Raw genomic sequence first — 18,674 nt, forward strand, 5'->3', positions numbered from 1 at the left:
TTTTCGCTATATTGTAATTGCTCAGATCCGGCGCACGAGGAATCCGGCGCGCGGGAAGTGGACATGGATCGTCTCGGCTTCCGGTGATGTCCGCTGCAAGATGATGCGCTGGGCGTCCGCATGGACGAGTTCGCCTTCCACCCAGACCTGACCATAATCGTCGGGCGCAACGGCGACCGGGTCTCCCGGTGAAAAGCCCTGAGGCTCACTCTTCGTCGTTGCGGAGACAAGCCTTGGCGCGGCGGCCTTGCCGATGGCCAGCGCTTCAGCCGACGTGATCGTTTCCGGTTCCTGGCCTTCTGTCTCGGTAAGCCGGTCATACCAGGCCCGTGTCAGCGGCGCGTTCTCGAGGCATTCATTGGCAAAGTCCGGCACCGTATTCATCATGAACCAGACATTCATGTAGGCATGGACGTCGACAAAACCGGGCTTGGCGCCGATCAGGTAAATGCCGGCCCCTGCGCCCTTGCCGGCCTGCAGGCGCTCTTCAATCAGCATAAGCCGCGCGCGCCACTGGTCGCGCATCATCGGCGCTACCTGTTTCATGCCTTCAGTATCGAACGGTCGGCCTGACAGCGCTTCGCGGTCTTTCTTGAAGGCTTCGGGCACCGTGTCTGCCCGCTCGCCAAAGATGATTGCCACCGATGACTGGAACCAGCGCGAATCCGCCCAGCCCGCGACCATCTGGCCAAGGCCCTCATGGCCCGGTGTGCGCAGCGAAACCGTCGCGAACCGCGACTCCAGTTCGCGCAGGATAATCGCCGTGTCGCAATAAATGTCTGCGCCGATCTGCATCACCGGCGTGCGGCGATAGCCACCCGTCAGCGGCATCAGGTCGGGCCGCGGCATGATCACCGGAATCTCCACGCGCGAATAGGCGAGGTTCTTCAGTTTCAGCGTCAGGCGAACCTTCTCCGCGAAGGGAGAGGTTGGATATTCATGCAGGATAATGCTGCGGGCGTCTGCCATGGGCTGGTTGCCTTCCCAGTTTGACCAAACGGCTACATTGCAGGCGTTCAGGCAAACAGGGAAGGCTTTTCTTGGCCGCTACAGGGCCGCCAGCGCCTGGTCGAGATCTGCAATGATATCGGCAGCATCCTCGATACCGACCGACAGGCGAACCGTGTCTGGCGCGGCGCCCGCAGCGGTTTTCTGGGCATCGGTCAGCTGGCTGTGCGTGGTTGACGCAGGGTGAATGATCAGCGAGCGCGTGTCGCCGATATTGGCGAGGTGGCTGAACAGTTTCACGCCTTCGACCAGCTTCACGCCTGCCGCATGTCCGCCCTTCAGGCCGAAGGTGAACACAGCGCCTGCGCCCTTGGGCAGGTAGGTTTTGGCGAGGTCATTATGCGGGTCTCCGGCGAGGCCTGCATAGCGCACCCAGCTCACCTTTTCGTGGCCTTGCAGATGAGTCGCCACTTTCAGCGCGTTGGCGCAATGGCGCTCCATGCGCAGCGGCAGGGTTTCGCAGCCCGTCATGATCAGGAAGGCATTCATCGGTGACATGGCCGGGCCAAGGTCGCGCAGCGAGAAAGCCCGCGCCGCAATGGCAAAGGCAATATTCACATTGGCGCCATCCGGGCCCAGCGGCAGGGCGCCGAAGGCCTCACCGAACACCATGTCATTGTAGTAGGATTGCGGGCTGGCCATGGTCGGGAACTTGTCCTTGTGGGCCAGCCAGTCGAAATTGCCGCCATCGATCACCATGCCGCCAATCGAGTTGCCATGCCCGCCGATGAACTTGGTCAGGCTCTCCACGATGATATTGGCGCCATGCTCCAGCGGTCGGCACAGATAAGGCGAGGCCATCGTATTATCGACCATGTAGGGCAGACCATGGCGCTGCGCGATATCGGCAATTGCCTTCATGTCGGTGACGAGACCGCCCGGATTGGCGAGGCTCTCGGTGAAAATCACGCGCGTCTTGTCGTCGATAGCCGCCTCAAACGCCGCGACATCGTCAATATCGACGAACTTCACGCCCCAGCCGAACTTCTTGAACGCATGCGAGAGCTGGTTGATCGAGCCGCCATAAAGCTGGCGCGCCGCGACGATGTTCGTGCCGGGCTCCATCAGCACATGGAAGGCCAGCAGCTGGGCCGCGTGGCCCGATGCCGTCGCCACGCCCATCGTGCCGCCTTCAAGGTCGGCGATACGGGCTTCCAGCGCGCCGGTCGTCGGATTGCCGAGACGGGTATAGATGTTGCCGAACTCCTGCAGCGCGAAGAGGTTCGCGGCGTGCTCGGCATCGCGGAAGACAAAGCTGGTTGTCTGGTGGATCGGCTGCGCGCGCGATCCTGAAACCGGATCCGGCGCCGCTCCGGCATGGATGGCGCGTGTTGAAAAGCCCTGGGTCATCTGTTTCTCCCTGTCTGGATAGTGTTTGCGTGTCTTGTAGCGCTTTGGCGGCGTCTGCACAGGCATAGAAGCTAAAAGCTCGGTTCAGCCGCCCCCGGCGCAAGAAACGGGTGGCAGCCCCGGTTCGCGCAAGGCACATTGGTCTCATGACAACGACATGCACCCCCCTTGATGAACGCGCCATCGCCTATGAGCGGATGGCCCACGCGCTTGACCACCTCGGCGACACCTGGCGCGACTGGCCTGACCTTGCCAGCGTCGCGGCAGCCATGAATCTCTCGCCCAGCCATTTCCAGCGCGAATTCACCCGCTGGGCGGGCGTCAGCCCGAAACAGTTCCAGGCCGCCCTCGCTCATGGCGCGGCGGGCGACTTGTTGCGCGAGGGCGCCAGCGTACTGGACGCGGCGTTCGAGACGGGCCTCTCGGGACCGGGACGTCTTCACGATCTTTTTATCGCCCATGAAGGCCTCACGCCCGGCGAGGCAAAGTCCGGCGGGGCAGGGGCTGATCTCATCATCGGAAGGGCGCCGACGCCCTTTGGCGAGGGGGCCTGGCTGATCGGTGCGCGGGGACTTGTTGCCCTTGGCTTCATCGACGAAGGCGCGCCCACACGCACAGGCTTTGAACATCAGGGTGTCGGCGAAAAACAGGCCTTCACCGATCTCACATCCCGCTATCCCGGCGCCGATATACGCCGTGATGACGCTGAAGCCGCCAGGTTCGCGCGCCGTGTGTTCGAGTCCGGTGAACCGCTGCCTGTCGCGCTGTATGGTACGCCTTTCCGGCGTCAGGTCTGGCGCGCGCTGCTGGAAATCCCGGCCGGCACAACGCAGACCTATGGCCAGCTCGCCTGCGCGACGGGCAGCCCGAAAGCCGCCCGCGCTGTCGGCGCCGCAGTGGGGGCAAACCCGATCAGCTGGTTCATTCCCTGTCACCGGGCCCTTGCAGCTGACGGCCGTCTCCATAACTATCATTGGGGTGTGGCGCGCAAACGTGCCATGCTTACCTATGAACGCGCCCATGCCGCCTGACAGGCGATTGGGTAGACGGCGCCATGCCGCATGACCCGGGCCTGCCAGTCTTTCCATGTTGCCTATGACACTGCTCTTCGTCGCGCTTCTTGCTTGGGGGCTTCACCTTGCTTGGCGCTGGAAATCCGCGCGCGATTTCGCCCCTGAAGTGCTCGCGGCCCGCAAGGAAGCCGGCGAAATCCCCGCTGATGTCACTGACGCCGAATTCACAGACCTTTACTTGCGCAGTGAAGGCCCGCGATCGGCGACCTATTTCTTTGTCTGCGCGACAATCGTGTCGGTCCTGATCGCGCCCTTCGTGGCGGCGTTCAACATGGTCTGGGGCCTGCTTTGGCAGGCGTCCGGCGGCTCGCCCGTTTTCGAGACCGGCACGCTGATCCACACATTTTCCGTTTTCCTCGGCATCATGGCCTTCATGATCGTGCTGCTCGCGGTCGCGATGCGGCGCTATTACGCCCTGATGCCGCCCAATCTGAAACAGGTCGTGCGCGACCTGAATGGAGGCCTCACTTGAGCATTGAATACCTGCACACGATGGTGCGCGTCGCGGATATCGATGCGGCGCTCAAATTCTACTGCGACGGCCTCGGCCTCGAACAGGTGCGTCGTGTCGACAGCGAGCAGGGCCGCTTCACGCTGGTCTTCCTTGCCTCGCCCGCGGACGTGAAACGCCTCGGTGGCATCGCGCCGGATGCCAACCCCACGCAGGTCAATATCCCGATGGTGGAGCTGACCTATAATTGGGATCCGGAAGCCTATCAGGGCGGCCGTAATTTCGGCCACCTCGCCTATATGGTCGATGATATCTATGAAGCCGTCGAACGCCTCGCCGCGCAGGGCGTAACGATCAACCGTCCGCCCCGCGACGGCCACATGGCTTTCATCCGGTCACCGGACGGCATCTCGGTCGAGCTGCTACAGAAGGGCGAACGCAAGGCGCCCAAGGAGCCGTGGGCCAGCGCAGAGAATATCGGCGTCTGGTAGGATGTGTGCTGGGTCAGCAGCCGCAGTCGAAGCCTGACGTAAGCACCGCCACCACGGTTCCGTCTGGCTTTCTGAAGGGCATGTAGACCGTTCGGATCGGGTCGCTTGTCAGCCTGTTCGCATCATTGCCATAGATAGCAAGGACTTCGGCCGGCCAGTTCCACGAGGACAGAGCGGCCTTTTCTTCCAGTTCGAACCAGACACTTCCGTCCGCCACGGTGACCACATCCGTCACACGATATATGAACCCGGAATGCACCTCCATCTGAAGCAGTGCCGCTTCGTCATGCGGGTGGCCCGCCAGAACTTTGTCGCGGAAAGCATCCTGAGCAGGTCCGCGATTGGATGGCGGCTGAGTCTCGGCACCCGCTGCGGCCTGCGCATAAAGGACATCGGACGATATGCCTCCCTCATAACCGACCGCTGATTTCCCATCATATACTGAAGGTTCAAAAGAGGTCGGAACGCCACGCGCCAAATGGTCGGACTGGACCCATCGGGTCTCTCCTGTCTTGAGCTCTAGCGCCGCCATCTGGCCTTCAACAGCAAAGACGAGCGGCGAGAAGTATTCGGAGACGGGATGGCCGATCTTGGCCTCTTCATCGGTGAAAATGTGTCCGGTTTCGATGACGTTGTCGCTGCGCACATGCTGGAAGTTCTGGCAGTCGTCCAGCCGGGTGGGCCCGACGGGGATCGGGCCATCAAAACTGATTATCCGGCAGATGTCTTGGTCATGCGAAGCCGCAGACAGATCGGTATCTTCAGACATCATCGGGCCATACGGGATCACGTAACCGATGGCCTTAGTGCCGATCATGCCAATTTCATGATTGCAGAACGTATCGGCGGCGGCCCTGCCGTAAAGACTGAGGATGAGGGCCGATAGCAGGACACGTTTCATGCGCCCAGATTACCGCTTAGGTCTGTGGCCGTCGTTAATTTCCGAACGGAATGTTTCGCAGTTCCTGCAACTGACGATAAGCCATCTCATAAAGGGAGAACTATCCATGACCGCATTTGCCGCTGCAACACTCTATATCGGGCTTTTTGGCCTGCTCATGCTTGCTTTGAAGATGAATGTCGGGCGCGTGCGTACGTCCGAGAAAGTCGGCTTTGGCGACGGCGCCAATGAGGCACTCCAGCGCGCGATCCGGGTTCAGGGCAACGCTGTCGAAGATGTGCCGGTCGTCCTGTTGGGGCTGCTGGGACTGGCTGGGCTTGCCGCGCCAACGCTGCTGATCCACGTACTCGGCGCCACTTTCCTGCTCGGCCGCGTCTTGCACGCCATCGGTCTCGGTGGCTCGTCAGGCAGCAGCTTCGGCCGTATGGTCGGTACGCTGCTCAGCGTGATCGTCATGCTGGTAACGGCTGGTGCCTGTATCTGGTACGCGCTGACCTAGTCCAGCGCGCCGATATAGGGCAGGCCGCGATACTTGCCCGCATCGTCCATGCCATAGCCGACAAGGTAACGCCCCGGGGAATCGAAGGCGCAGAAGTCAACGCCGTCCTCGCCGCGGGGGGCCCATGGCTTCTGCGTCAGTGCGCACGTGATCACCTGGCGTGCGCCCTTGGCCAGCAGGTGTGCCTTGGCAAAGGCCAGCGTGCGGCCCGTGTCAAACACATCATCCAGCAACAGCACGCCACGCCCCTCGACCGATCGGCCAAGATCGGCGCGCACGACGACACGGCCCGAGCTTTCGCGGGCATCGCGATAGCTCTCCAGCCAGATCACATCCAGAACCGGGTGAATGTCCCGCCGTGCCAGCGCCTTCATCAGGTCTGACGTAAACGGGGTTGCCCCGATCAGGATGGACACGGCCGACCAGTCGCCCTGCAGGCTGGGCGCAAGCGCATCGGCCAGCTCTTCAATGCGGGCCATCAGCTCATCCTCGGTGACGAGGACTTCAATCGGGGGCATTTCAGTCATTCCGTCGGGCTTTCGGCATCGGACGCTGCCAGATCGGGGGCAGTTTCGTCGGTTGGGGAAGCTGTCTCCGGCGTGGGCTCGGGTTCAGGCGGTACATCGGCGCGGTCAACGAAGGACAGCTCGATCTCGAAGCTCTCCATCGGTGCCTGCTCGAGCACGATCTTGAATTCGCCAGTGGCCCCGGCGTTCAGCTCAGCCGGCGTCACGCTACCATATTTCAGGGCGACTTCCTTGCCGCGCTCGTCCATCAGGCCAACGCGCACCGCCGGCGTTTCCACCGTGCTGCGCGCCACATTTATCACTTTGCCGGATACGGTCACGACCGGGATCGTGTCATTGAAGGTCCGGCTGCGCTCGATATCGCTGAATTCCAGCCCGAAACGGTTCACCGAGAAGCCAACCCGTTTGTAGGCCGTCGCCGATTCCGGCCACACCTTGACCACGTCATTCCGGAAAATGATGGCGGCCAGTCCAAGCGTGAAAAACACCGCCGCTGTTACGATCCACGACACAAGCGCGGCAAATCGGCTCTTGCGGCGGCGTTGCTCGCGCACCCGTTCCCGGTACACTTCATGCGCTGCCGGTGCGGCGGCTGCAGGCTCATGCCCGGGCAAGCCTTGCGGGTTCACGAACCAGCTATGGCCGCAGGTTGCGCAGGTTACGGTTCGCCCGCTTTCACCGATTGTTGAGTCATCGGCGAAATACTGGGTCTCACACGAGGGACAGGTGAGGATCATGACTTGGTCTTTCCCGCAATTCGCCCCATTAAAACCAATAGCCTGAGCTGACAGGCAGGAGCCCATGACCCATCCACGACACGACCTCTTTGAAGATGTCGCCGTTCGATTAGATTCGGTATCGCTCCGCTATGACACTTCCGAAGACATACTTAGCGATATTGATCTCGTCCTGAAACCCGGCTCGTTCAGCTTCCTGACGGGTGCCTCGGGCGCTGGCAAGACAAGTCTTCTGAAACTTCTGTATCTCGCCCTGAAACCCAGCAAGGGTGAGGTCAGCCTGTTTGGCCGTCCCACCAGCAATCTCACGCGCGACCAGCTCTCGGCCCTGCGCCGCAGGGTCGGCGTGGTTTTCCAGGAATTCCGGCTTCTGGAGCATCTCTCGGCCTATGAGAATGTGGCGCTCCCCTTGCGCGTGCTGGGCCGCCGCGAGGCAGATTACCGCGCCGATGTTGAGGAATTGCTCGCCTGGGTGGGCCTCGGCCAGCGTCTCCACGCCAAGCCGCCGACACTTTCGGGCGGCGAACAGCAGCGCGTCGCCATTGCCCGCGCCGTCGTGACGCAGCCTGATATCCTCATCGCTGACGAGCCAACGGGCAACGTTGACCCGGAAATGGGCACGCGCCTGATGCGCCTCTTTCTGGAACTGAACAAACGGCGCCAGACCACGGTGATCATCGCCACGCACGATCTCGGCCTCGTTCGCCAGGTCGAAGCCCCCGTCTACCGGCTGACCAATCGCCTTCTCGTACAGGATGTCGAGTTCGGCGGGCAGGCGGCGCGGCGGCGCACAGATCCCGGATTGGGAGGCTGACCCATGCCACGCGTGAAGGAAACACCGCTCCTGCCGGTCGAGGATGTGCGCGAAGCCGCGCTGTTCTTTGTCGTTGGCGCCCTCTGCTTCCTGGCGGCGCTGGCGGCTCTCTCGGCCAAGTCGACCTATGGCGCGGCAAAGAGCTGGACGGCCGAAGTGCAGGGCGAGCTCACCGTCAGCCTGCCGGATGCCGACAGGCGCGGCGCTGATGACGCCGCCAAGATCATCCGCGAGATCGAGGGCGTGCGGGAAGTGCGCGTCTTCTCCAAAGAAGAGATCGACGCCCTGCTGGAGCCCAATTTCGGCAGTCGCGGCCTGCCTGACAGCCTGCCGCTGCCCCAGCTCGTCGCCGTCAAGGCAGACCCGAATGCACCCGACATGGGCCCCACGATTGCCCGCAAACTCACAGAGGCCGGTATTGCCAGCGCCGTGGATGAACATGCCGACTGGGCCGGCGATGTCCGCCGCGTGCTGGCCATTGCCCGCATGACGGCCATGATCGCGGTTGCGCTCCTCGTCTCCACAGCTGTCGCCGTCATTGCCTTTGCCACCCACGCGGCGCTTCTGGCGCGGCGTGATATCGTCGATGTGCTCCACCTTGCAGGTGCCCGCGACCGGTTCATTGCAGGCCTGTTCGAGCGGCGCTTCTGGGTGCTCGGCCTTCGGGCGGGATCAGTCGGCGCGCTCATGGCGCTCGGTGCGGCCGCGCTGATGATCTTTACTGTACAGGCGCATGGCGGTCGGTCCGGTCTTCTGCCAGAGCTCAGCCTCGACTTCTTCGACCTCGTCATTCTCGTGATCACGCCCGTCATTGCTGGCTTTGCTGCCCGCCTTGCGGCCCGCATAACCGTGATCCGCGCGCTGAAAGGCGTCATGTGAAACGCAGCTCCACCTCTCGCTCCCTCGGAATCCTGCCCGCCCTCTTCTTTGTCGCGCTGGCCGGAATCACGTTCGATTTCTTCGCCTTCGCCAATCGCGCGGCCGAATCGGTCCCGGCCATTGCGCATGAAGCAGATGGCGTTGTCGCCCTCACGGGCGGGTCCGGCATGCGGATCGCAGCGGGCGTGGACCTCGTCACAGCCGGTCGCGGTGAGCGCCTGCTCATTTCTGGCGTCAATCCTGATGTCGGCATGGACGATCTGATCACGCTGGCCGGCGGCGCGCCTGAAACCTATGCCTGCTGCGTCGATATTGGCTATCAGGCTGAAACGACCATCGGCAATGCCGAGGAAACCGCCGCCTGGGCTTATGAACACGGCTATACGCGCCTGATTATCGTAACATCCGACTATCATATGCAGCGCAGCCTGCTGCTGCTGCACCGCGCTATGCCCGATCTCGAGCTGGAGCCATATCCTGTCAGGACCGTGGTGGATCCGTCTGCGGTCCTGCGCGATCCCAAGTCGTTTCGCGGCGTACTGACAGAATGGGCAAAGTGGCGGGTGACGGCACTCGGCTGAGGGTCTAAACCTCCCCGTCCATGATGCAGCTGCGCTCCCTTCTCTTTGTCGCCTATCTCTATGGCATGATGGCCCTGATGGGCACGGTGTTCATCATCGCGCTCTTCCTGCCGCGTGTTGTCATCATGCGGGGCATCCGGATTTACGCGCAGTCGCTGCGCTGGGGCATGAAAGTGATCTGCGGTATCGAGACCGAATTCCGCGGCCTCGAAAACATCCCCGATGGCCCGTTCATGTATGCCGGCAAGCACCAGTGCATGTTTGACATCTTCGTGCCCTTCATCGTGGTGCGCGACAGCCTGATCATCATGAAGCGGGAGCTGCTCTGGTATCCCTTCCTCGGCTGGTATGCCCTCAAAAGCGACATGATCCCGATCGACCGGGCAGGCAGCACCAAAACGCTGCGCTCCATGGTGAAGCAGGCCAAGGCGAAAGTCCCAACGGGGCAGGGGCGTCAGGTCGTCATCTTCCCGGAAGGCACACGCAGCGCGCCCGGTGCGCCGCCGCATTATCATGCCGCTGGCGTCGTTGCGCTCTACAAGGCGCTGGACGTGCCTGTGCTGCCGGTGGCCACCAATGCCGGGCTTTGCTGGCCCGCCCACGGAACGCGGCGCCGCCCGGGCCGTATCGTCTACGAATTCCTGCCTGTCATCCCGGCGGGGTTGGACCGGAAGACGTTGATGAAGCGCCTTGAAAGCGACATAGAAACCGCCACGGATAGACTTTTGACCGAGGGGCTCGCCATTCAGGGCCGCACGCGACTGGACGAGGATATGCAGCCCACATGAGCAATTACTGGAATGACCCGGGCCTCGTGCAGCCTGTCGAAGAACGCCGCCGCTCGCGCTTCTGGCTGTTCTTCCCCTTCCTGCTGCTCTTCGCGCTGATCGGCGCCTATTCGGCCTATTGGGTCTATGCGCGCGGCGAAATCGAGCACGGCGTCGACGAATGGGTCGCGGCCGAGCGGGCGCGCGGCGCCATCGTTGATTACGAATCGCGCGAGATTGGCGGTTATCCGTTCCGCTTCGCGCTTGAATTCAGCAAGCCGCACTACCAGCCGCCCAACATGGCCAGCTGGCAGGGTGAGCAGTTGCAGGTCGTCATGCAGCCCTGGGACTGGCACCACCTCATCGCCCGCTCGCCGGGCCGCAATTTGGTGACGGATGTGCTCGGCATTCGTCACACGTTCGACATTGACGGCAAATCGGCCGCCAGCCTTTCATGGACAGAGGCCGGCCTGCACCGCGCGGCGCTGTCCCTCAACGATGTGTCAGCCCTCATCGACGGTCACGCCTACACGGCCAAGGCCTTCTCGCTGAATCTCGCCCCGCGCCCGGAAAATGCCGACGATCTTCTGGTCGCCCTGCAGTGGGACGCGCTCACAATTGATGCCGCGCCTGTGCAGGCGCCATGGCTCGGCACCGATCTGCAGGCAAGTCGCGTCATCGCCGAGATTCACAACTTCTATCCGGCCTGGGTGAGCAGCGGCGGCAAGCTCGACAAGCTGTACGATGCGTACCTTGAGCTTGGGGGCGGCGTGGAATTGGGGCAGTTATTGCTGAACTGGGGTCCGCTGCATTTCGGCGCCAAGGGCACGCTGACCGTGGAAAATGAGCTGGTGAACGGATCGTTCGGTATTCGTATCGACGATCCGGAGGGCCTTAAGGCTGCGCTCAAGGCCGCCAATCGCTGGCGTCTTCAGGAACAGGCCACCGTCGCGACGCTGGAAACGGCCTCGGCCAATGACGGCTTCCTGATGTTCACGGTCGAGAACAATCAGGTCAAGATTGGCGCAATCGTGGTCGGCCAGATACCAGTCCCCGCCCCATGACAGGCCCGTCGCAGGCAAGGCTAACCGCCGCCTGCGAGACGCTGTCGCGCGCCGACCCCGCCCTCGCGCGCGCCTATGCCGAAACCGGCCTGCCGGTCTGGCGGGAGGCTGCGCCTACCTATGCGACGCTCGCCCGCATGATCTCGCACCAGCAAATCTCGCTCAGCGCAGCGGGTGCCATCTGGGCCCGCACCGAAACGCTGTTCGGCGACGTCACCGCCGAAGCCGTCCTCGCCGCTGATCCGGAAGCCCTGCGCGCCTGCGGCCAGTCGCGCCCCAAGGTCGCCCACCTCACTTCGATTGCCGAATCGCTCGTCACCGGCCAGCTTAACCTCACCCGCGTCTGCGCCGCGCCCCTGGACGAAGCACGCCGCGAACTCCTCGCTGTGCGGGGCATCGGCCCATGGACGGCGGAATTGTTCCTGCTTTATGCCACTGGCGCGATGGACGCTTTCCCGGTTGGCGATGTTGGCCTGATGGAGGCGCACAAGCTGCTCTCTGCCCATGAAACCCGCATGGATATCAAGGCCTTCACGGCCCATGCGGAGGATTGGCGGCCCTATCGCGGCGTCGCCGCGCACCTGCTCTGGGCCTGGCTGCACGCACACCGCGCGAAACAGGCCCGTCCGTGACCGGTTGCAATCATCCCTGACTGTCATAATCTCATGACATGAATCGCCTATCAGACGGGCGAGCGTGCAAAGGAGTGCTGCCTTCAGCGGGTTCAAACAGGTTACCAGTCTTCTCGTGCCGCATGGGGGTCACCATGGCTGAGATCATTTCTGCGCCGCCCCATGGCCGGCCTGCCCTTGTTCTGAATGCCGACTTCAGGCCCCTGTCCTATTACCCGCTATCGCTATGGCCCTGGCAGGAAGTGGTCAAAGCCGTCTTCCTCGACCGCGTCGATATCATTGCCGAATACGATTATGTCGTGCGCAGCCCCTCAACCGAGTTCCGCCTGCCTAGCGTCATCGCCCTGCGCGACTTTGTGCGACAGGATAGGCCGCCCGCCTTCACGCGCTTCAACGTGTTCCTGCGCGACGGTTTCGCTTGCGCCTATTGCGGCACGCACGAGAACCTCACCTTCGATCACGTCGTCCCGCGCTCCAAGGGTGGCCGCACGACATGGGAGAACATCGTCGCCGCCTGCAGCCCGTGCAACTTGCGCAAGGGCGGCAAGCTGCTGCGCGACTGCGACGTCCACCTGCAGCACAAGCCCTTCCGCCCGAACAATTACCAGCTGCAGGAAATCGGCCGCAAATTCCCGCCCCACCACCTGCATGATACGTGGATGGACTATCTCTACTGGGACGTCGAACTGGAAAGCTAGGCGCTGCCGCCGTCACAAAACTGCAGCCTTTCCGTCACAAAAGCCTTTTCAAATCAGCGTATGGGCAAATTGTAATGACCCAGGCCACGCCCAAATACCGCGCGATTTTCATCTCCGATGTCCACCTTGGCTCGCGCGGCAGCCAGGCTGAGGCCCTCTGTGCCTTCCTCAAGCTGAACACCAGCGAGCATCTCTATCTCGTCGGCGACATCATCGATGGCTGGCGCCTCAAGAAGAAATGGTACTGGCCGCAGGCCCACACCAACGCCATCCGCCGTATCCTGACGGCGGCCAAGCGCGGCACAGACGTCACCTACATCATCGGCAACCATGACGAGTTCCTGCGCGCCTTCATGCATTTCCGGCTGAACTTCGGCGACATCCACGTGAAGAACCGCGCCGTCCACCAGGGCGAGGACGGCAAGCGCTATCTCGTCGTCCATGGCGACATGTTCGACGGCATGATGCGTGCCGACCGCAAATGGATCATGCACCTCGGCGACCACGCCTATAATGCCCTGCTCTGGGTCAACACAAACCTGAACAGCGTGCGCCGCATGTTCGGCCTGCCTTACTGGTCGCTGTCGGCGGCCCTGAAAAAGCGCACCAAGCGTGCCCTCAACTATATCCACAATTTCGAAGACCACGTCGCCGCCTATTGCCGCCGCAAGGGCTATGACGGCGCCATCTGCGGCCACATCCATGTCGCCGAGATGCGCGACATTGACGGCATCACCTACATGAATGATGGCGACTGGGTCGAAAGCTGCACCGCCCTCGTCGAACACCATGACGGCCGCTGGGAACTGCTCGACTGCCGCCCGGACTCGGTGCGCACATCCGTGCCCGTGGTCAAAGCCGCGCCCGTCGGCGAGCTGGAACTGGCCTGAGACCCCTTGGCGAGCGTTGCCTGCGTTGCTAGCACAGCGCCCATCGGCCACCAGAACAAGGCACTCCCATGACGCCCACCGCGCTATTGATCCCCACCTACAAGCAGATGCTTCAGGCGCTCGCCCTCTGGCTCCGCAAGGCCGAGGCGCAGGTCGAAGATTCCGACGCGCTGCTGTCCGCGCGCCTCGCGCCCGACATGTTCCCCCTGTCGACCCAGGTCCGCTTTGCCTGCCGCCAGGCCTATGAAGGTGTCTACCGCCTCCGGCATGAGCCGTTTCCCGCCGCCATCGACGTCCTGCTCGACGAAGGCCGCAATGCCGGCGACCATCCCGGCACGATGGCCGAAGCGCTGGCCCGCGTCGACGAGGCGCTCGTCTTCCTGGACACGCTCGCGCCCGATGCACTGGACGCAGGCGCCGGCCAGCCGCTTGAGCTGGAACTGCCCATGGGTCTCACGTTCGACCTTGAAGGCGAAGGCTACGCCCGCGACTGGGCCCTGTCGCAATTCTACTTCCACCTGATGACAGCCTACGCGATCCTGCGAAACCAGCGCGTCGACCTCGGCAAGGCCGACTACGTCCAGCACATGTTCGCCTTCCTCCGCCCCGGCACAGCCCCGGCGGGCTGAGGACGCCCCCGCTTCCGAACCGAACCTTCAATATTTATCTCGCAGCCTCAAAAGCCCCCTCCACCCCTTCGGGGCACCTCCCCCGTAAACAGGGGAGGAAAACCGCCCCCTTATCCTCCCCCGCCTGCGGGGGAGGTGGCTGGCCGCAAAGCGGCCAGACGGAGGGGGCTTCTCAGACCTCAAATGATCTCCCTGCTGCACCGCCAGCAGACCCCCACCTAACCTCCCCCTTGCAGGGGTGGGGGTCTGCCAACCCCGCCAACCCAAATTCCCGTGTCCCCTGCGCAGGCAGGGGCGGCTTTATTTGGTAGGGCTTAATGCCGTTGAGACAGGGAGGGTGATGGAGAGGGAAGGCTTCAATCGACCTAAGAAGTGTCTACAATCCTTGTCTATCAGACTCATTCTGAGTCAATTCCGAACGGGACTACGGCATGGAGTACTCAGCAGATATCGAACTCACGATGGCTGGTGTCGGCCCAGTGCGCGTTCCTTTTGATGAGCCGCGACTGAAGACCAAGCAGGCTAGGCGACACCTGAACCGCTTGCGCGTCCTCGAAGAAGATCATTTCTGCACCGACTGGTACGCGTTCGAATTTCGCCCGGCTACCTCGGCCGACAGAGCAAAATTGGATGTTGTCGTTCAATTGCCGGGCCCCGAGTATGGAGCTGTAATCGGCGATACTGTTCATAACTGTCGCGCGAGTCTCGATATTCTAGCTAGCCTAGTAGTTCGTCTCAGTGGCGGAAATGATAAAGGAGTTCATTTTCCCTTCGGAAGTAGTGCGCACCATTTCGAGAGAATGATCGTCGACAAGCACTTCAATCGAGCATCCGATGAAGCGATCGAGTTGCTGAGGAAACTGCGACCCTATCCAGAAGGCAATTCGGTTCTCCGAGCGCTTCACGACTTGGACATTCAAGACAAGCATCGAGCACTGATACCAGCGGGGGGAAATATCACTACGCCTGAAGTCAAGGCCGCAGTTATTGATGGCCGTGCAGTAATCACGCACGTCGAAGCGACAAAACCTAAGATGCGCCTTATCTTTCCGGAAGCCGGTCCGGCTGGCAATTGCGAGGTCATTCCCTCACTTGAAGAGATGATCGGGCTCACTGAGAGTATAATTCGCTCATTTGAATCACTTTTTTCTGATTGAGCGGACCCCGTCGGTAACTGTCAATAACAGGTCCACTTTCTCCCCCGCTTGACTCCTCCCCGCATCCCCCGCACCACCTCGCGCCATGAGTTCCTCCCTCAAGGCCATTCTCGGGCCCACCAATACCGGCAAGACGCATTACGCCATCGAGCGCATGCTGGGCCACGGCACGGGCATGATTGGCCTGCCGCTGCGCCTGCTTGCGCGCGAGGTCTATGACCGCGTTGTCGAGCGCAAGGGTGCGGCCCATGTCGCCCTCATCACGGGCGAAGAACGCATCGTCCCGCCGAACGCGCGCTATTTCATCTGCACCGTGGAATCCATGCCCACCGACACGCGCGCAGACTTTGTCGCCATCGACGAAATCCAGCTCGCCGAAGACGAAGACCGCGGCCATGTCTTCACGGATCGCATCCTCCACATGCGGGGCCAGTCGGAAACCCTGCTGCTCGGCGCAGACACGATGCGCGGCCTGCTGCGCACGCTGAACCTCGGCGTCGAGTCCGAGGCGCGCGAGCGTTTCTCGGAACTCACCTACACAGGCAAGACCAAGATCACCAAGCTGCCCAAGCGCACGGCCATTGTCGCCTTCAGCGCCGAGGAGGTTTACGCCATTGCCGAATTGCTCCGTCGGCAGAAGGGTGGCGCCGCCGTGGTCATGGGCGCGCTCAGCCCGCGCACGCGCAATGCGCAGGTCGCCATGTACCAGTCCGGCGAGGTCGATTACATCGTCGCCACCGACGCCATCGGCATGGGCCTGAACCTCGATGTCGACCGCGTCGTCTTTGCCTCGCGCACCAAGTTTGACGGCCGCCGCCACCGCGCGCTGACCGCTGCCGAGTGTGGCCAGATCGCAGGCCGGGCAGGGCGCTTCCGCACCGATGGCGAATTCGGCGAGACAGGCGACTGCCCGCCCTTCGAGGAAGAGACATGGAAGCGGATTGAGCAACACCGCTTCGATCCGGTCGACCATATCCAGTGGCGCAATTCCGCGCTCGACTATGCCTCGCTGAAATCCCTCATCCGCAGCCTTGAGCGGCCCTCCGGCAATCCGGTCCTGATCCACAATCCGAACGCGCTCGATGAATGGGTGCTGCGCCGTATGGCCGAAGATGGCGCCATCGGCCCCAACGTCTCCGGCCAGGCACGCGTGCGCCGCCTGTGGGATCTCGCCCGGCTTCCTGACTTTAGGAAAGCCGGCCCTGAAGGCCACGCCCGCCTCGTGCTCGGCCTCGCCGAAACGCTGGCCGATCCTGATGCGCGCCTCTCCGACGCGGGCCTCGAACGCCGCCTCGACGACCTCAGCGGCACCAGCGGCGGGATCGCAAAATTGCAGCAACAGCTTGCCAATATCCGCACTTGGACCTATGCGGCGCACCGGCCTGACTGGCTGGAAAACCCAGCCAGATGGCAGGATAGAACGCGCGAGATTGAAGACACCCTGTCTGATGCGCTACACACAGCCCTGACCGCACGGTTTGTGGATCGACGAACGACGGCCCTCTTGGCCAGCCTTAAGAAGGAAGATGCCCTCGTGACTGACCTGACGCCGGATGGCGACGTGACCGTAGAAGGCCACCTCGTCGGCCGCCTCAAGGGCCTGACATTCGAGCCCGTGCTCGATGCCCGCACGCTGGAAGGCAAGGCCGTTCGCGGCGCGGCCCTCGCGGCCATCCGCCCGATGCTGGTCGAACGCCTCGGCCAGATTGCCGGTGCGCCCGTCGGCGCGTTCAGCCTGAACGATGAAGGCAATATCGAATTCGGTGGCCACCCCATTGCCCGCCTTACCAAGGGCGGCGACTGGATGAGCCCCGGCGTCGAACTGATCGGCGCCTCCGAGGTTGAGCCCGGCGAGCGCGCTGCCGCCCTGATGCGCGCCTCTGACTGGCTGAAGCATGAAATGTCCCGCGTCCTGCCGACGCACTGGAAGCTGCGCCACGAGAAGGCCGGCGACGCGCTCGAAGGCCTCGCGCGCGGCCTCGCCTTCCGCATCCTCGAAAGCGGCGCCTCGGTGGACCTGCGCCAGGACGATCCCTCCGCCCGCCTCACCGGGGAACAGCGCGAAGCCCTCAAGGCCCTCGGCCTGCGCGCCGGCCGCGTCGCTGCCCATGCGCCGGATGCCCAGAAGCCTGCCGCCCAGCGCCTCATCGCCATTCTGCGCGCCGTGCAGGCTGGCTCGCCTTTCCCGCTCGCCCCCGAAGGCGCCGGTTCCTTCCCGCTCGATGGCACATGGCCGGAAGAAGCACTCGCCGCCAATGGCTATCTCCGCTTCGGTCGCCGCGCCGTGCGCGCAGACCTCGCCGAACGTCTCGGCTGGGAAATCGCCAAGCGCCGTAAGGAGGCCGACAAGAACGCTTTCGCCATCCCGATTGATCTTGCCTCCGTCGTTTCCTGCCCGTCCGATGACTGGCCCGCCGTGCTGAAAGGCTTCGGCCTCGCGCCCGCCGAAAAGGATAAGGAGACCGAAGCGGTCCTCCTCTGGCGCTATGCTGCCCGCGCCCGTCCGGACGATAGGCCTGCTCCAAAACCACGCGGCGAACGCCCTCAGGGCCGCCAGGGGGCGCCCGGCGGACGGCCAAAGGGCAATGAGCGGTCACGGAATGGTCCGGGAAGTCCCCGGAACGGTCCGCGAAGTGCCCCTCCTGAACGCAAGATGGACCCTGACAGTCCCTTTGCGGCCCTCGCTGCGCTGCTGCCGCCTACCCCCCCAGCACGGGACAAGGCCAAGCGGAAACGCAAGCCGAAGGGCGCAAAGCCTGCTGCGTCTCCTGCTTTTGCCTACACGCCTTTCCAGTGAACGAGACCGCCAGTGTCAGACTCGATATCTGGCTCTGGCGCGCGCGCTTCTTCAAGACCCGTGGGCTCGCCACCGATCATGTGAAGCGCAAAGGTATCCGCATCTCCCGTGGGGGTCAGACACGTCGTTCCGACAAGCCGGGCCTTGCCATGTCAGTCGGTGATGTTGTCACTTTCGGCCGGGGGGAGCATATAAAAACCATCGAAATCCTGGCCCTCGGCGAAAGACGCGGTCCGGCAGAAGAGGCGCAGGCGCTCTACAAACTTGTGGAAAATGATTTATGATCAAGGCTCTAAGGCGTATGTTCGCCCCCAAGACACCCGCCCTCAAGGCCATGGACCCACAGGTCGCCGCCGCCGCCCTCATGGTCGAAGCCGCCCTCATTGACGGTGTTTACGTCAATATCGAGAGCGACATGATCGCCGAAATCCTGCTCGAAGCCTTCGGTTTTGACGCCGACAAGGCCGATGCCGTCCTGGCAGAAGGGGAAGCTCTGGCCGAAGAAGCCGTTGATTCTTATCAGTTTACTAGGCACGTGAAGAAGCTCGCCATGGCCGAACGCGTCTCGATCATCGAAGGGCTTTACCGTGTCGCGCTGTCCGATGGCGAAAAAAGCCCCATCGAAGAGGCCTATATCCGCCAGGTCGCCTCGCTCCTCTATGTCGACGACGTCTCCCGCGCCGGCGCCCGCCAACGCGCAGAAGCGCGCACAGATGGCGCAGCCTGACC

22 protein-coding genes are annotated in these 18,674 nt (G+C 62.7%); 17 read left to right on the top strand and 5 right to left on the bottom strand.

Features of this window, described 5'->3' with window-relative positions; translation table 11 throughout:
- Positions 1-21: 21 nt before the first annotated feature.
- A complete protein-coding gene (locus HOC_RS05880; RefSeq protein ID WP_035536674.1) occupies positions 22-969 on the bottom strand; it encodes a glutathione S-transferase in 948 nt (315 codons plus the stop codon).
- 78 nt (positions 970-1,047) lie between these two features.
- Complete coding sequence (locus tag HOC_RS05885; protein WP_035536741.1) at positions 1,048-2,358, bottom strand: O-acetylhomoserine aminocarboxypropyltransferase; 1,311 nt, start codon at positions 2,356-2,358, stop codon at positions 1,048-1,050.
- 146 nt (positions 2,359-2,504) lie between these two features.
- On the opposite strand from HOC_RS05885, the gene HOC_RS05890 reads away from it, so the two are divergent.
- From HOC_RS05890 to HOC_RS05900, 3 genes are read left to right on the top strand one after another with little or no spacing between them, the layout of a single operon-like run.
- Entirely contained in the window at positions 2,505-3,389 is an 885-nt protein-coding gene (locus tag HOC_RS05890; protein WP_035536676.1) for a bifunctional helix-turn-helix domain-containing protein/methylated-DNA--[protein]-cysteine S-methyltransferase, read from the top strand.
- 55 nt (positions 3,390-3,444) lie between these two features.
- Positions 3,445-3,903, top strand: coding sequence for a hypothetical protein (locus HOC_RS05895; RefSeq protein ID WP_156950394.1), 459 nt, complete (start codon positions 3,445-3,447; stop codon positions 3,901-3,903).
- Positions 3,904-3,905: 2 nt separating this feature from the next.
- Positions 3,906-4,373: a VOC family protein gene (locus HOC_RS05900; RefSeq protein WP_035536742.1), complete on the top strand. Its 468-nt coding sequence runs from the start codon at positions 3,906-3,908 to the stop codon at positions 4,371-4,373.
- Between the two features lie 13 nt (positions 4,374-4,386).
- On the opposite strand, the gene HOC_RS05905 is transcribed toward HOC_RS05900, so the two are convergent.
- On the bottom strand, positions 4,387-5,274 hold the full coding sequence (locus HOC_RS05905) for a hypothetical protein (protein WP_035536678.1): 888 nt from the start codon (positions 5,272-5,274) through the stop codon (positions 4,387-4,389).
- A gap of 106 nt (positions 5,275-5,380) precedes the next feature.
- Here HOC_RS05905 and HOC_RS05910 point away from each other — a divergent pair, with 106 nt between their 5' ends.
- Positions 5,381-5,773: an MAPEG family protein gene (locus tag HOC_RS05910; protein WP_035536679.1), complete on the top strand. Its 393-nt coding sequence runs from the start codon at positions 5,381-5,383 to the stop codon at positions 5,771-5,773.
- Here HOC_RS05910 and HOC_RS05915 read toward each other — a convergent pair.
- Positions 5,770-6,300, bottom strand: a complete 531-nt coding sequence (locus tag HOC_RS05915) for a phosphoribosyltransferase (RefSeq protein ID WP_035536681.1) — start codon at positions 6,298-6,300, stop codon at positions 5,770-5,772. The two genes, HOC_RS05910 and HOC_RS05915, sit on opposite strands and share 4 nt — an antisense overlap.
- Entirely contained in the window at positions 6,297-7,037 is a 741-nt protein-coding gene (locus tag HOC_RS05920) for an MJ0042-type zinc finger domain-containing protein (protein WP_035536682.1), read from the bottom strand. The genes HOC_RS05915 and HOC_RS05920 overlap by 4 nt, the downstream gene beginning before the upstream one ends.
- 64 nt (positions 7,038-7,101) lie before the next feature.
- Between HOC_RS05920 and ftsE the strand changes: the two genes are divergently transcribed.
- The 13 genes from ftsE to HOC_RS05985 all read left to right on the top strand — a co-directional run bounded on the left by ftsE (position 7,102) and on the right by HOC_RS05985 (position 18,672).
- Positions 7,102-7,851 (top strand): cell division ATP-binding protein FtsE, encoded by a 750-nt coding sequence (gene ftsE, locus HOC_RS05925; RefSeq protein WP_034736529.1) that lies wholly within the window; start codon positions 7,102-7,104, stop codon positions 7,849-7,851.
- Positions 7,852-7,854: 3 nt separating this feature from the next.
- Complete coding sequence (locus HOC_RS05930; RefSeq protein ID WP_035536683.1) at positions 7,855-8,730, top strand: cell division protein FtsX; 876 nt, start codon at positions 7,855-7,857, stop codon at positions 8,728-8,730.
- Positions 8,727-9,311, top strand: coding sequence for a YdcF family protein (locus HOC_RS05935; RefSeq protein ID WP_051624569.1), 585 nt, complete (start codon positions 8,727-8,729; stop codon positions 9,309-9,311). The genes HOC_RS05930 and HOC_RS05935 overlap by 4 nt, the downstream gene beginning before the upstream one ends.
- A gap of 20 nt (positions 9,312-9,331) precedes the next feature.
- A complete protein-coding gene (locus HOC_RS05940) occupies positions 9,332-10,099 on the top strand; it encodes a lysophospholipid acyltransferase family protein (protein ID WP_035536684.1) in 768 nt (255 codons plus the stop codon).
- Positions 10,096-11,142 (top strand): DUF2125 domain-containing protein, encoded by a 1,047-nt coding sequence (locus tag HOC_RS05945; protein WP_035536685.1) that lies wholly within the window; start codon positions 10,096-10,098, stop codon positions 11,140-11,142. Before HOC_RS05940 ends, HOC_RS05945 begins: the two co-directional genes overlap by 4 nt.
- On the top strand, positions 11,139-11,774 hold the full coding sequence (locus tag HOC_RS05950; protein ID WP_035536686.1) for a DNA-3-methyladenine glycosylase family protein: 636 nt from the start codon (positions 11,139-11,141) through the stop codon (positions 11,772-11,774). The genes HOC_RS05945 and HOC_RS05950 overlap by 4 nt, the downstream gene beginning before the upstream one ends.
- 134 nt (positions 11,775-11,908) lie before the next feature.
- The gene (locus HOC_RS05955; protein WP_034736881.1) at positions 11,909-12,472 is read left to right on the top strand and encodes an HNH endonuclease; all 564 of its coding nucleotides are present in this window, start codon (positions 11,909-11,911) and stop codon (positions 12,470-12,472) included.
- A gap of 74 nt (positions 12,473-12,546) precedes the next feature.
- A complete protein-coding gene (locus HOC_RS05960; RefSeq protein ID WP_035536687.1) occupies positions 12,547-13,362 on the top strand; it encodes a UDP-2,3-diacylglucosamine diphosphatase in 816 nt (271 codons plus the stop codon).
- Positions 13,363-13,430: 68 nt separating this feature from the next.
- Positions 13,431-13,991, top strand: coding sequence for a DUF1993 domain-containing protein (locus HOC_RS05965; RefSeq protein WP_035536688.1), 561 nt, complete (start codon positions 13,431-13,433; stop codon positions 13,989-13,991).
- Between the two features lie 431 nt (positions 13,992-14,422).
- Positions 14,423-15,148, top strand: coding sequence for a hypothetical protein (locus tag HOC_RS05970; protein ID WP_035536689.1), 726 nt, complete (start codon positions 14,423-14,425; stop codon positions 15,146-15,148).
- A gap of 85 nt (positions 15,149-15,233) precedes the next feature.
- The gene (locus HOC_RS05975) at positions 15,234-17,945 is read left to right on the top strand and encodes a helicase-related protein (protein ID WP_035536690.1); all 2,712 of its coding nucleotides are present in this window, start codon (positions 15,234-15,236) and stop codon (positions 17,943-17,945) included.
- On the top strand, positions 17,942-18,229 hold the full coding sequence (locus tag HOC_RS05980; protein ID WP_035536691.1) for an RNA-binding S4 domain-containing protein: 288 nt from the start codon (positions 17,942-17,944) through the stop codon (positions 18,227-18,229). Before HOC_RS05975 ends, HOC_RS05980 begins: the two co-directional genes overlap by 4 nt.
- A complete protein-coding gene (locus HOC_RS05985) occupies positions 18,226-18,672 on the top strand; it encodes a tellurite resistance TerB family protein (protein ID WP_035536692.1) in 447 nt (148 codons plus the stop codon). Before HOC_RS05980 ends, HOC_RS05985 begins: the two co-directional genes overlap by 4 nt.
- Positions 18,673-18,674: the final 2 nt, after the last annotated feature.

The sequence above is a fragment of the Hyphomonas oceanitis SCH89 genome, from assembly GCF_000685295.1.
In the GTDB taxonomy this organism is placed as follows: Bacteria; Pseudomonadota; Alphaproteobacteria; order Caulobacterales; family Hyphomonadaceae; genus Hyphomonas; species Hyphomonas oceanitis.